General features: G+C 46.2%; 12 protein-coding genes. 5 read left to right on the top strand and 7 right to left on the bottom strand.

The features are described from left to right. Positions 1-104: 104 nt before the first annotated feature. Positions 105-1,154 carry an NAD(P)/FAD-dependent oxidoreductase gene (locus tag QOZ98_RS10375; RefSeq protein ID WP_308787381.1) on the top strand — a complete coding sequence of 350 codons (1,050 nt, stop codon included), beginning with the start codon at positions 105-107 and terminating at the stop codon, positions 1,152-1,154. 82 nt (positions 1,155-1,236) lie between these two features. Then, positions 1,237-1,653: a cupin domain-containing protein gene (locus QOZ98_RS10380; protein ID WP_308787382.1), complete on the top strand. Its 417-nt coding sequence runs from the start codon at positions 1,237-1,239 to the stop codon at positions 1,651-1,653. Between the two features lie 276 nt (positions 1,654-1,929). On the opposite strand, the gene QOZ98_RS10385 is transcribed toward QOZ98_RS10380, so the two are convergent. Both QOZ98_RS10385 and QOZ98_RS10390 read right to left on the bottom strand, forming a co-directional pair. After that, positions 1,930-3,129 carry an MFS transporter gene (locus QOZ98_RS10385; protein ID WP_308787383.1) on the bottom strand — a complete coding sequence of 400 codons (1,200 nt, stop codon included), beginning with the start codon at positions 3,127-3,129 and terminating at the stop codon, positions 1,930-1,932. 99 nt (positions 3,130-3,228) lie between these two features. Beyond that, positions 3,229-3,573, bottom strand: a complete 345-nt coding sequence (locus QOZ98_RS10390; RefSeq protein WP_308787384.1) for a heme oxygenase — start codon at positions 3,571-3,573, stop codon at positions 3,229-3,231. Positions 3,574-3,736: 163 nt separating this feature from the next. Between QOZ98_RS10390 and QOZ98_RS10395 the strand changes: the two genes are divergently transcribed. Then, entirely contained in the window at positions 3,737-4,549 is an 813-nt protein-coding gene (locus QOZ98_RS10395) for a protein phosphatase 2C domain-containing protein (protein WP_308787385.1), read from the top strand. Here QOZ98_RS10395 and QOZ98_RS10400 read toward each other — a convergent pair. From QOZ98_RS10400 to QOZ98_RS10420, 5 genes are all read right to left on the bottom strand, one after another. Then, complete coding sequence (locus QOZ98_RS10400) at positions 4,543-5,136, bottom strand: histidine phosphatase family protein (RefSeq protein ID WP_308787386.1); 594 nt, start codon at positions 5,134-5,136, stop codon at positions 4,543-4,545. The two genes, QOZ98_RS10395 and QOZ98_RS10400, sit on opposite strands and share 7 nt — an antisense overlap. 96 nt (positions 5,137-5,232) lie before the next feature. Continuing rightward, positions 5,233-6,456 (bottom strand): dicarboxylate/amino acid:cation symporter, encoded by a 1,224-nt coding sequence (locus tag QOZ98_RS10405; RefSeq protein WP_308787387.1) that lies wholly within the window; start codon positions 6,454-6,456, stop codon positions 5,233-5,235. A 193-nt stretch (positions 6,457-6,649) separates the two neighbouring features. After that, positions 6,650-8,539 (bottom strand): DUF4084 domain-containing protein, encoded by a 1,890-nt coding sequence (locus QOZ98_RS10410; protein WP_308787388.1) that lies wholly within the window; start codon positions 8,537-8,539, stop codon positions 6,650-6,652. A 254-nt stretch (positions 8,540-8,793) separates the two neighbouring features. Continuing rightward, complete coding sequence (locus tag QOZ98_RS10415) at positions 8,794-9,642, bottom strand: aldo/keto reductase (protein ID WP_308787389.1); 849 nt, start codon at positions 9,640-9,642, stop codon at positions 8,794-8,796. A gap of 7 nt (positions 9,643-9,649) precedes the next feature. Continuing rightward, positions 9,650-10,876 (bottom strand): MFS transporter, encoded by a 1,227-nt coding sequence (locus QOZ98_RS10420; RefSeq protein ID WP_308787390.1) that lies wholly within the window; start codon positions 10,874-10,876, stop codon positions 9,650-9,652. Between the two features lie 140 nt (positions 10,877-11,016). On the opposite strand from QOZ98_RS10420, the gene QOZ98_RS10425 reads away from it, so the two are divergent. Further along, positions 11,017-11,376, top strand: coding sequence for a winged helix-turn-helix transcriptional regulator (locus tag QOZ98_RS10425; protein WP_142828463.1), 360 nt, complete (start codon positions 11,017-11,019; stop codon positions 11,374-11,376). A 370-nt stretch (positions 11,377-11,746) separates the two neighbouring features. Then, a complete protein-coding gene (locus QOZ98_RS10430; RefSeq protein ID WP_308787391.1) occupies positions 11,747-12,970 on the top strand; it encodes an MFS transporter in 1,224 nt (407 codons plus the stop codon). The last annotated feature ends 36 nt before the right edge of the window (positions 12,971-13,006 follow it).

Genomic DNA, 13,006 nt, shown 5'->3' on the forward strand with positions numbered 1-13,006 from the left:
ATCTTTTTCGTTGATAATGATTCTCAATTTCAGTACAATCAATACTATAAGACTAATTTGAAGCATTGTCAATACGTAATATAGAGGGATAGGAGTGAAAATAGATGGTGAAAAACGAGGTTTTTGATGTAACGATTATAGGTGGGGGTCCTGCGGGACTCTATTCAGCCTTTTACAGCGGATTGCGGGAAATGAAAACTAAGATTATCGAATTCCAGCCGCAATTGGGCGGCAAAATTCACGTGTACCCGGAGAAGGTGATTTGGGATGTAGGAGGACAGCCGCCGATCCAGGGGGCAAAGCTTATCGATCAATTGGTTGCACAAGGGCTGACATTTCACCCGGAAGTTGTATTGAATGAAAAAGTGGAGTCAATAGCGAAAAACGAAGAAGGAATTTTTGAGCTGATCGGCTCTTCAGGGCAAGTGCATTTATCGAAAACAGTCATTGTCGCAGTTGGCGGCGGTATCCTAAATCCTCAAAAACTGAAGATTGAAGGGGCCGAACGCTTTGAAGTCTCGAATCTGAATTACACGGTCAAATCACTGGGCCGCTTTAAAGGCAAGACGGTCCTCATCTCAGGAGGCGGAAACTCAGCTATCGACTGGGCCAATGAACTTGAGCCGATTGCCAAGCAAGTTTATGTGACGTACCGCAAGCCGGAACTGGCGGGCCATGAAGCGCAAGTGACACAGTTGATGAATGGATCAGCCATTTGCTGCCTGCATACCAATATCACACGCCTGATCGCTTCAGATGACCGTGATGCCATTGAATTCGTCGAACTGACCCACCAGGAAACAAAAAAAATCCAAGTGCTGCCTATCGACGAAATGATCATCAATCACGGATACGAACGCGACATCAGTTTGCTTGGGAACAGCCCCTTAAATATTGAAATCGCAGACGATTATTACATTGCGGGTACACCAAGCAGCGAGTCTTCAGTGGCGGGCCTTTTTGCAGCCGGAGACATCCTCCAGCATGAAGGGAAACTGAATTTGATTGCCGGGACTTTCCATGATGCAGCGAATGCCGTCAATAAAGCCAAGCATTACATCCAGCCGGACGCGCATAAAATCGCGATGGTGTCCTCTCATAATGAAGTATTCAAAAAGCGCAACAAGGAATTGGTCAAGCAATTATTGGTATAAGAAAAGACTCTTTCGAATTGTTTCAGGCAGCCCCATCAGAGGTATAGAAGGCTGTTAAGCAAATTTGGAGGAGGAATTGACAATGGAATTAAAGGATTATGGAGCAGAATCGTTTGTAGTAAATATTGAAGAGGCGACGAAACAAAATGACACGTTCCGCACCGCGCTGTGGACGGGACAAAACTTGCAGGTAACCGTGATGAGCATCGAAGTAGGGGATGACATCGGCCTGGAAGTCCACGAAGGTGATCAATTCCTGCGGGTAGAAGCTGGAAAAGGATTTGTCCAAATGGGCGACAGCGAAGAAAACCTGACATTTGAAGAAAACGCTGAAGATGACTACGCCATCATGATTCCGGCAGGAAAATGGCATAACGTCACAAACACAGGCGACAAGCCTTTAAAAATCTATTCAATCTACGCGCCGCCTGAACATCCACACGGCACGGTCCATAAAACCAAAGCGATTGCTGAAAAAGCAGAAGAAGAGGAAGAATAAAAAAAACGGCCCTAGTGGCCGGTTTTTTTTTTTTACATTTATGAAATAAATATTTTAACAGAACTCATGCTGCCTTATCGCTTCCATAAAAGTCTTCGCTAGTTGCTCGAGCAATTTAATAGCAGACGATAAAATTCAAAAGCTTGCTTCCAGAGTTTCTGAGTGCCGGCGCGTACACCGGCTGGACGAAGCAAAGAGACAGATGCTTCTCCGGCTGCTTGTGGGAACCGTGCCCGAAGCGGCCAAAGTAACCTTCTTTCATTCAACTTATAAAGATTACTTATAAGCCAAAGCCGCCGCATCCGCGCGCTCTTTTTTGCCGTGCAGCATATAGTACAGGAATGCGGTTGCCAGAACTGCAAAGCCAAGAATGCCATACAGCGAGCTATAGCCGATTAACGGAATTACGAAGCCCAAAAGATAGGGGCCAAAGCCGAGTCCGGCATCCATCGAAATGAAAAATGTCGAAGTGGCAAGCCCCATTCGGTGAGGCGGTGTCAGCTTGACTGCCACGGCTTGTGCTGTTGACTGCATATTGCCGAAGCCAAAGCCGATCAATGCACCGGCAACCAGCAAGCCTGCACTGCTGCTCGAAAGGTTCAACAGGAACAAACCGGCTGCAAAAACGGCAAAGGCCGGATACATGATAAAGTTCGCACCTTTCAAATCCATCAGCCGCCCGGTAAATGGCCGTGAAACCAATATTGCCAGCGCATAGACCAGGAAGAAATAGCTGGCGGCTTCCACTAAATTCTCTTCCATGGCGTAGAAATTGATGAAGGACAGAACACTGGAATAACAAAGGGCAATTGCCAGACAAACGAGCGCAATCGGCACAGCTTTCGGTTCAATGTAATCGGAAACTTTAAACCCTTTCGTTTCGTTAGAGAAAGGTGGAGCCTCGATGGGTGGTACATAAAGAAATAAAGAGACGATCAAACTGATGACACCCAACGCCAGACACAGCGAAAAAATCATTTCATAGCTGCTGTACTGGCTCATCATTAACCCAATGAACGGCCCAAAAGCAGTCGCCAATGTTGCACTGAGGCTGAAGTAGCCGATGCCTTCGCCTTTGCGCCTCATCGGAATGATCTGAGCAACGATGGTTCCGGCTGCCGTACTCGCCATCCCTAGGGTCATGCCGTGAAGAAAACGGTTGAGCAAAAGAAACGGCAAGCCAAAGTTCAGGAAATAGAAAAAGGTAGTCAGCGTAAACAAAGCAAGGCCGATGATCAAGGTCCGTTTACGGCCAATTTTATCGATGCTGCGGCCGATAATCAGCCTTCCAGCCAGTGCACCCAGGATGAAAATTCCGGTAACCAGACCGGCTTCACTCGTTGACGCGTTATATTCCTCGACGGCGTAAACGGCGATGGTGACCATCAAGAGATAGAAAATAAGGACCAAGAAAAAATTCACTAAAGCAGTGACGATAAAATCTTTTGTCCATAAAGCGGGTTTTGAGTTGTTCAATAGAAATGCTCCTTGCTGGGTAATGTAATTCCTGGGACAGAGAAAGGGATATCCACAAAAGAAACAGACAGCCAAAATCAGGCTATCTGTCTTTTTTTATTAGTTTGAAGTTTTCGCTTCGACAAGAGCGGCGATTTTGGTGATTACCAATTCACTGCCGAGCATCGGCGATTCTTTTTTCGGTTCATTGCTGTCTGAACTTGCTTCAGGGCGCTTATGGGCTTCCTTGAAGGTATCGCTGGTTTTCCAGGCTTCAAAGTTCTCCAGGTTCTCCCAGTACATGTTGACGTTCAATTCATCGTATTCGGTCAAGTTCTGAGTAACTGTCACTTCGACTTTGACGAAGCCTTCCATTTCTTGCAAAGCACCTGGCCGGGCAAAGTTAGGAGCCATTTTTTCTGCGAATCCCGGTTTCATTTTAATACGGTTGGTTACGATATACATCAAGAATCTCTCCTTTTTCACTCAAATTTATGTTGCTCACTGTTACTAACTTTATCACATTCTGAAAAATGATGTGTATGCTGACGCTATCGATTATCTTTTTCTGTCCAATCCTCTTCCCGTAAACTATAATTGTAAGAATATTGGAAATGAGGTTGGATGCATGACGCAACAAATAAAAAAATTTAGCTGGACAGGAAGCAACGCTCCTTACATCGATCAGCCCGACGTTCAGCAAATCGGCCGGGTGGTGGTTGGGCGATTTGGCGGAAATTCTGATGCTGGCCAGACCAAGAACGAAGATGGCTGCCTGGTCTGGGTCAACGAACAAGAGGACTGGGAATTCGTGGCGATTTTGGATGCGCATAATTCAGCCCAGAGTGCCGAACTGGTTATTGAACAAATAGTGCAGCATCAAACTGCACTCACTTCTCTGCTATCAGATAAGCTTGGTGTAAATTTTTTTAACGGATTTGAACGGAAATTGCTGGAACTATTCCAGGAACAGAGCTTTATGGAAGCATGCCGGTGCGTGCAGGGCGAGACAGCTTGTCTGATAGCGGTAAGAAAAGGAAAGTACTTGTACTGGTTTTCCATCGGGGATTGCCTGTTGTATGCTTTTCATCCAGAGCTTTCGGCTTTCGGCCAATACCAAATCAACCAGCGCCAGTTTTACGAATGGATCGGACAGGTGAACACGTTCGAACAGCAAATTCCATGCTTCAGCAGCGGTGTAAGGGAGTTGCGGCAAGGAGAAAATCAGCTTCTACTGGCAACAGACGGACTGGTGGAATGTCCAGGTGCGGTATTTGCCGAGCCTAAAAGCATATGGCACCAGTGCAAGGGAGCCGCATCAACTGACGGGGTGGCTGCGTTACTGGCAACTATCCAGAAAAACCACGTTCGCGACAGCGCGACCGTGGTTTCGTGGAAAGTGGATGTACCGGAACAGGCAAGCTATGCCAGCAATCAGTAGCTTTCGCTCTTTGCCAGATGGACCGTGCAATTAAACAGGGAGCAATCCCAGCGGCTATCAGCATTTTTTAAAATTGTAATGGACGTATTGTCCATGGAGGTTTCCTTGAATTTTTCGGGCATGAGTTTTTGGAGCATAAGGCCGATCAAAGCTCCGTGGCTGACCAGCAGCACACGCTGGCCATGAAAATTTTCCAGAATGTCCTCGAGGCAGGCCAACCCCCGTTCGGTTGCCTCCCCCAGGTCCTCCATCGCCAAATCGAGATTTCGCCAGTCGGGTCCCCATTTTTCAAGGCGCTCTCTTTCTGTCGTGCCTTCAATTTTGCCGCCGCTTCTTTCACGCAGCCGCGTATCGAAATGGCTGACGGGCAAATAGAGCGTTCGGCCAATAATTTCAGCTGTCTCTTTTGCACGGGACAAGTCGCTTGAGATGATCAAGTCCCAACTTTCTTCAGCCGCAAGGCGGTTTGCAAGCGACTCGGCCTGCTGGCGTCCCGTTTCATTGAGCGGGACATCCGAAGATCCTTGGGCAATGCCCTGTATGTTCCAATCCGTTATGCCGTGCCGTACCAATCCAATTGTTGTCAATGGAGCCATCTCCTTTGGTGAATTACTTACCAGCATAACGGAATCAACGGATTTTAAAAAGTGAGGCAGCCTAAAAAGGCAGCCTCCTTTATCATATTATGCGGTTTTTCGTTTCTTTTCGTTTTTATCAATCACCGTGGTTCCGACCAGGTCGCCGGTAATGTTCAAAGCGGTGCAGCCCATTCCGACTAAAGCATCAATAGAAACCAGCAATGCGACAGCTTCCATCGGCAAGCCCAATTGGACAAATACAGTGGCAATCATGACTATTCCAGCACCCGGAACGCCAGCGGTTCCGATAGACGCCAGAGTTCCGACCAGCACCACCATCAGCATTTCGGACAGGCTTAACGGATCTCCCACGAGATTCGCAGCAAAAACGGCTGATACAGCAATCCGGATGGCGGCCCCGTCCATATTAATGGTCGCGCCGAGCGGCAGGCTGAATCCATACAGGCTTTTCGAAAGCCCCAGATTTTTAGCGGCATCCAAGGTCAATGGCAACGTCCCCGAACTGCTTTGTGTAACAAATGCAGTCAGCATCGGAGTGCGTGCCTGTTTGAAGAACTGACCGGGCTTTACTTTGAATATGAGCAAAACCGACGTATAGAGAAGCACTTGCGCAATCAGGGCCACGTACAATACGAGGACCATTTCACCGAGTGACAAAAGCGTATTGAAGCCTTGGCTTCCGACAGTCTCAGCCATAATGGCGAAAATTCCGATCGGCACGTATTGCAAAACGGCCTTTAATACCAGCATGGTCATTTCGTTCAGCGCATTTACGGTTTTGTACAAATGCTCGCCTAGGCTTTCCAATTCACTGGAATGGCGCATATAGGACAGCGCGATGCCAAAAGCGAAGGCGGTGAAAATGATGCCAAGCAGATTCAGCTCGGTAAAAGCTGTGAAAATATTTGAAGGGACAATGTTCAGCAGGACACTGACGATTCCAGGGTTTTCCGGAACATCAAAAGTTTCATTGCCCTGCAGCTGCATGCCGGTGCCCGGCTGAAAAAAACTGGCTACGGCCAATCCGACAATAATAGCGAACGCAGAACTGAGGGTATAGTAAGCGAAGACCTTGCCACCCATTCTTCCAAGATCTCCGATGGAAGATTGGTTAATGCCGACCATCATAGTAAAAAGAATCAGCGGAATGATCAGGAAGGTCAATAAGTTCAGCAGCAAATCGCCAAGCGGAGCCAGAACAGCTGCCTGTTCCCCAAATATCAAACCGACGCCGACGCCGAGTATGAGTGCAATGGTAATTTTAAAAATCAATGAAGCATTGACATAGTATCTCCAAGCGGTTTTCATAGTCTCACTCCTTGTTTAAACTAGTAATCCTTATAAAATCTATCGGAATTAACCCTCCTAACTTATAACAGAGTGAGCGGGCCTGTCAAAATGTCTGCTTGCTGTTCCACAGAACAAATGCAAAAGACAGAGAGAACGTCTGGCAACCAAATAACCCCCAAACAGCGCCACCCGAGGCCTGTTTGGGGGTTATTCAGATCGTTTCTTTGCTGAATTGATAATGGCCTTTGCCATTGGCTTTGACCTCATACATGGCTTTATCGGCTTTCTTCATTAGATCCATAGGGGTCGAAGCATCTAATGGATAAACAGCAATGCCGATGCTTGGCGGGCTGAAAATTTCAGCGCCGTTAATGTGATGTGCTTGCTTTAGTGATTCAAGGATTTTTTCAGCCGTTTGTGCAACAGCTTCCAACCCGCTGACATGGCGCATGATTAATGTGAATTCATCTCCACCGTGACGGGCAACAAGGTCATGATCATTGACACAGCCCGTAATCCTGTTTGCAACAGAGATCAGCAGCTCATCTCCGATATCATGCCCCAATGTATCGTTAACTTCTTTAAAGTGATCCAGATCGATAAACATGACGGCAAACATTTCGTTCAGCAGTTCGCCTTCTGACACCGCCTTTTTTAAAGACTCTCCAAAATACAGCCGATTTGCCAAGCCAGTCAACGGGTCATGATAAGCTAAAAACTGAATTTTTTCTTCGTTTTTCTTATTCTCTGTAATGTCTTTGCCGATGCCAAAGATGCCGACAATATCGTTTCGAACCATAATCGGAATGTTGGTGATACTGAGGTAATGGAATTCACCGAACCGGCTGCGCATCGGCACTTCGTAGCTTTGCGGCTGGCCCCGCAAGGCATTTTCCAAATACTGAGCAGCTTGGAGCTGCATTTCCTTTTCAATGAATAAAGAGCTTGAAAGGCCAAGCAACTCGTCTTTCTCATACCCGAAAAGAGCATTGCTGGATGGATTAGCGCTTTCAAAGCGCCCGGTCACATCAAGTGAATAGACAGCATCCGGATGATAATCAAACAAAGACTTATAGCGCTGCTCACTTACATCAAGCTGCTCGGTTTTATCCTGGTATTTCTGAAGCAATTGCTGATTTTCCGAAATAATTATAATTTGCCTGAATATGACCAATAGGATGGAAATTCCTGAACCGATTGTCACCACATAAATACCAGAAGAGCGGGAGGCCATGAAAAAGAACAAAATCAAAACGGTAACGTAAGGAAGGGAAAGGCGAAGGAAATCCAGCTGCTGTACAGGTTTTTCATCTAGTAAAGCTGCTTCGGGATCCAATGGTTGTGCAGTGCTCAAAAATCCGGAAAAACCTATTAATAGGACGGCCAAAGCGAATAGAGGATCAATCAGGCTGCCTGAATGGTATTGATCCACAGAAATTAAGTACACATAGGCAGAATCAGCAATGATTTGAAAAAATAGTCCCAGCGAAAGAAAAAACAGGCTCTTGTTGAACGTAGATTTCTGTATCCCGAGGTAAATACTGAGTACTCCAAGCAAAAGGGTTAAATCACCTATTGGATAAGCCAGCGAAACAAGTAGGGGATATGTCGCAATATCGCCGACTTCAATAATCGGACTGAGCAGAAAATGCCAGCTGAACGTAGCAGCAACGACCATGACGATCAGCACGTCGAAAAAGAATTTTATAAACTGATGCTTTTTTGTTTCCTTAACCAACTTAAATGAAAAAGCTGCCAAGTAAAAACCAAATTGAAGCAAGTAAAATAGGTCGGGAGGTCCTGGAAAAGGAACTTCACCAAACAAGAGGTTTTCATAAATTATCCATAGAACCTCGGCGACAAAGTAATTCAAAGTACCGATCGCGAGGAGCAGCCAAAAGACTTTTTCGTTGCCTGTACTTTTGCGTGAAGTTTGGAAAAGCCAGACTGAAGCAATCAGACAGCCTATGCTGGAAAGAACATTCCCGCCTAATGTCAAAACAGCTTCATTGTCTGCCCAGACATTCAACCAGACAAAATACAGCAGTGCGTAAAATATAATGAAACTAAGAGCCAGCCGTTTTTTATTGTTAGATTTCATTGGATAAACCTCACTGCTCAAAAATCGAAATTAGTTAAGCTCCAGAACAGAGAGTTAACGGAGTATTCCCGGAAAAAGTGCTTGTTATCATAGTACGTTATATCTACTGTAAATATAATGCTTTTTTTTATTATTTTAAGAAAAAATTATAAAAACTAAATTAAAAAAATATCTCTGCCGAATTGCACGACCAGATAACGTTGATTTACAGAAAAAAGCCTCCTTCTATTAGAATAGAGGAGGCTTTTGTGGAATTAAAAATCATAGTTGTCCGGATCCGGACCGACTCGACGGTTTTCGTTCAATTGTGAAATCCGTTGCATATCATCATCTGTAAGTTCAAAATCGAAAATCTGCGAATTTTGGATAATCCGCACTTCTTTAATGGATTTTGGAATGGTCACGACGCCATTTTGAAGATCCCAGCGAAGGATGACCTGTGCAACCGTTTTTTCAGTTTTGGCCGCAATTTCCACAAGCAAAGGATGATTCAGCAGTTCACCCTGCATTAAAGGAGACCAGGCTTCAAGCTGGATGTTATGCGCTTTGCAGAACTCATGCAATTCTTGCTGAGCCAGACGCGGATGGTATTCAACCTGATCGATCATGGGCATGATTTCTGCGTCTTTCATTAATTCCTCCAGGTGATGGATATGGAAGTTGCTGACGCCAATCGCTTTGACACGTCCTTCTTTGTACAAGGTTTCCAAAGCGCGCCACGCATCTTTGAATTTTCCTTCAACCGGCCAGTGGATCAAATACAGATCCAGATAATCCAGGCCCAGTTTTTTCAGGCTGGTTTCATAGGCAGCGAGAGTCTCTTCATAGCCCAAATCTGAATTCCATACTTTCGAAGTGACAAAAAGCTCTTCTCTTGAAATGTCCGCTTTTTCCAATCCTTCGCGAATTCCCTGGCCAACGCCGTCTTCGTTGCCATAAGCTGCCGCTGTATCAATGCTGCGGTAGCCATGGGCAATCGCAGTACTGACTGCATCGATAACTTCCGATCCTTCGTTGACTTTAAATACGCCGAGGCCGAGCCAGGGCATGTTAACGCCGTTGTGCAAAGTAGTAGTATCCTGTAAGTTCTTCATTTTCATCATCCTCCAGTTAGTTGATTGGTGTTTCGTGCAATTGGTGTGGAACGGTTTGGGTGCGTGTTTCTTTGTTTTCCAAGTGACGGCTCCATGCGCTCAGTAAAACAGCGCCGAAAACCATGATGGCACCAATCCACGATGTATGGATGAGGCCAATTGAGTCAGCCACTAAGCCTCCCAGAAACGCGCCAATGGCAATGCCGGCATTAAACGCAGAGATGTTGATGGCTGATGCCACATCCACTGCACTCGGTACGTAGCGCTCCGCAAGCATCACTGCATAAACCTGCAGTCCCGGAACATTCATGAAAGCGAAAAGGCCCATAATGATGATGGTGATGAGGCCGGCGATTTTGAACGGCGCGGTAAAAGCCAGGACAAGCAAAATGACCGATTGAATCAGGAACATATAGAACAAGGCTTTGATTGGATTCTGGTTGGCAAGCTTGCCGCCAACCGTATTGCCGATGGCGATGGCAATACCATAGATTACCAGAATGAGCGTGACTGTTCCTGCCTCAAATCCGCTTACTTCCTGCAGCAATGGAGACAGGTAAGTGAATACCACGAACGTGCCGCCATAACCAAGGGCTGTAATCGCAAAAACCAGCAGCAGCCGGCCGTTTGTCACCAATTTCACTTGGTCACGGAAAGAAGTGCGGACAGCTTTCTTCAAGTCAGCCGGAATCCAGACACTGTTTCCGATAAACGCGATAATCCCGATGACGACAATGGCCATGAACGCTGCGCGCCAGCCAAACTGCTGCCCCAGGAATGTACCGAAAGGAACGCCTGTGACCGTAGCGACAGTCAATCCGGTGAACATGATCGCAATTGCGCTGGCTCGTTTGTTTTCAGGAACCAAGTCAGCGGCAATGGTAGCCCCGATAGCCATGAATACCCCGTGAGCAAGAGCTGAAACCACTCGTGCCATCAGCAGGACCCCGACTGTAGTTGCGGTCGCAGCAAGCACATTGCCGAGTATGAATACCACCATGATCCACAGCAGCAGGGATTTTCGTGACATATTGGCTGTCAGTGACGTCAGGACAGGCGCACCGAACATGACACCTAACGCATAAAGTGAAACCGTCAAGCCGGCTGTTGTAACGCTGATGGTCAAATCCTCCGCAATCATCGGCAACAGGCCAACGCTGATGAATTCGGTCGTGCCGATGGCAAACGCGCTGAGTGCCAGTGCCAATAAGGCTAAGGTGCTTCTTTTTTTATTAATAGACATATTTTTCTCCTCCAAATAGGTTTTCATCAATCAATTTCGGTCGATAAATGCTAGTATGTGGTATGGAGTAAACAAAAGGAAGTACGCACTTTAAAGTGCTGTAGATACTTTTTAGTGCCTATTAGAAAGGGAGTAGCGCAATGGAGAAGAAATACAATATATCTGTAGAGGCAACTTTGGAAGTGATCGGAGGCAAATGGAAAACCGTCATTCTTTGCCATTTGATGCGCGGCAAAAAACGGACCAGTGAACTGAAACGGCTCATGCCGGACATCACCCAGAAAATGTTGACGCAGCAACTGCGTGAACTTGAAAGTGATGGAGTCATCAACCGCATTGTCTACAACCAGGTCCCGCCAAAAGTAGAGTATGAGCTGAGCGAATACGGCATTAGCTTGGAAGGAATCTTGAATTCCCTTTGTTCATGGGGCGACATGCACCTGACAAAAGTGTATGGGGATAAATCTGCTGTATTGCAGGAAGGGATTTTGAATGAATAGGTGTTAAAAATACATTTACAGGCAATGGGATAAAATGCTAGGATGTAAAAAACAAAATGCCTTGAAGAGAAGAGTAGGTCAATCCATTCTTTCCAGAGAGTTCCGGCAGCTGAAAAGGAACAAGAACGGATGATTGAATCAAAACTCTGAGCAGCGCATCGGAACCGATTAAACGGCGATGGTGTGACAGGAGCTCCTGTTACAGAGCTAAAGTATAAGCAGCAATCCTGCCGTACTTGATGAGTTCGATGTGGCGACATGTCGAAACAACTGGAGTGGCACCGCGAAACCGAATCTCGCCTCCAAGACAAGGGTCTTGGAGGTGGGATTTTTTTATTTTTCAAATAAAAGGTGAGCGGGGGAATAGAGAATGGGGCATTGGAAAGCGCCACTCATTATGCTGATGGCCATTGGAATTGCGAATATTGGAGCATGGGTGTATCTGATCGCACTAAATCTGCGGGTTTTGGAAATGGCAGGAGGATCGGTGTTGGCGGTATCCGTTCTCTACTTGATGCAGCCAGCAGCATCAGTACTCACAAATGTATGGGGAGGAACCTTAATCGACCGGATGAACAAAAGGTCGATTTTGATCGCACTGGATATTTTACGGGCATCGTTAATCGGCTCTTTGCCTTTTGTCACTTCGCTGCCTGTTATTTACATGATTGTTTTTCTGAATGGGGTAGGAAGCTCTATCTTTCAGCCTGCGTCCATGGTCTATGTCACGCTGCTGTTGGACCCGTCACAAAGAAAGAGATTTAATGCCTTTAGAAGCCTGATTGATTCGGGTGCTTTTTTAGTGGGGCCCGCTCTGGCCGGATTGCTTTTATTGATTGGAACACCGAGCTTAGCGCTTTATATAAATGCAGGCGCACTGCTCATTTCAGCTCTGTTGACGATGATGCTGCCGAATCTGGGAAAAGAAGCCTCTGTTGCGGAAAATTTTTCAGTTCACTTATTGCTGAAAGACTGGCAAATCGTAAAAGACTTCAGTTTTCAAAACCTTAACGTTATGAGAGTGTACTTTGTTTTCAGCAGCATACTTTTTCTTGCGGCGGCCTTGGACTCATTGGAAGCGGCTTTTTCCATAACCGTTTTAGGTTTGTCCGAACAACGCTATGGATTATTGGTCAGCTTGGCTGGACTTGGCATCATTGTCGGCTCGATCATTGTTTCCTTATGGGCCTATCAGTTTTCTGCGGCTTTCCTGATGGCAAGTGGTGCTGTGTTCACTGCTGTCGGTTATTTGGTCTATTCGGTGGCGGCCGGATTCCTGATTTTGGCGTTCTTCTTAGCTTTTGCCAACACCGGATTCCAGACTTATGTACAGGATCATATTCCGGTTGCTGTGATGGGCAGAGTCCTCAGTATTTACGGTTTGTTGGAAGCCTTAGCCGTTATCCTTCTGACTGTGTCAGCAGGAGCGGCAGCAGAACTCTTTTCCATACGTCCCGTAATCGTTGGCGGATCTATGTGCATGCTGATGATGGGAGTTCTAGTAGTCTACACATTGGTGAAAAACGAAATGAAATACCTCAAGCCAGTCGCCGCTTCGCCAGCCGGTTTTAAAAAGAAAGAGCGATCAAAATGAAAAAAGGCCGTTCCTTTAAAATAGGACCGGCCTTTT

The organism is Planomicrobium stackebrandtii, from assembly GCF_030814955.1.
Classification (GTDB): Bacteria; Bacillota; Bacilli; order Bacillales_A; family Planococcaceae; genus Planococcus; species Planococcus stackebrandtii.

Bases quoted from the DNA above. Each gene is read 5' to 3' on its own strand.
- QOZ98_RS10430 (WP_308787391.1), top strand. From the start codon at position 11,747: ATGGGGCATTGGAAAGCGCCACTCATTATGCTGATGGCCATTGGAATT.
- QOZ98_RS10425 (WP_142828463.1), top strand. From the start codon at position 11,017: ATGGAGAAGAAATACAATATATCTGTAGAGGCAACTTTGGAAGTGATC.
- QOZ98_RS10380 (WP_308787382.1), top strand. From the start codon at position 1,237: ATGGAATTAAAGGATTATGGAGCAGAATCGTTTGTAGTAAATATTGAA.
- QOZ98_RS10390 (WP_308787384.1), bottom strand. From the start codon at position 3,573: ATGTATATCGTAACCAACCGTATTAAAATGAAACCGGGATTCGCAGAA.
- QOZ98_RS10375 (WP_308787381.1), top strand. From the start codon at position 105: ATGGTGAAAAACGAGGTTTTTGATGTAACGATTATAGGTGGGGGTCCT.
- QOZ98_RS10420 (WP_308787390.1), bottom strand. From the start codon at position 10,876: ATGTCTATTAATAAAAAAAGAAGCACCTTAGCCTTATTGGCACTGGCA.
- QOZ98_RS10405 (WP_308787387.1), bottom strand. From the start codon at position 6,456: ATGAAAACCGCTTGGAGATACTATGTCAATGCTTCATTGATTTTTAAA.
- QOZ98_RS10415 (WP_308787389.1), bottom strand. From the start codon at position 9,642: ATGATGAAAATGAAGAACTTACAGGATACTACTACTTTGCACAACGGC.
- QOZ98_RS10395 (WP_308787385.1), top strand. From the start codon at position 3,737: ATGACGCAACAAATAAAAAAATTTAGCTGGACAGGAAGCAACGCTCCT.
- QOZ98_RS10410 (WP_308787388.1), bottom strand. From the start codon at position 8,539: ATGAAATCTAACAATAAAAAACGGCTGGCTCTTAGTTTCATTATATTT.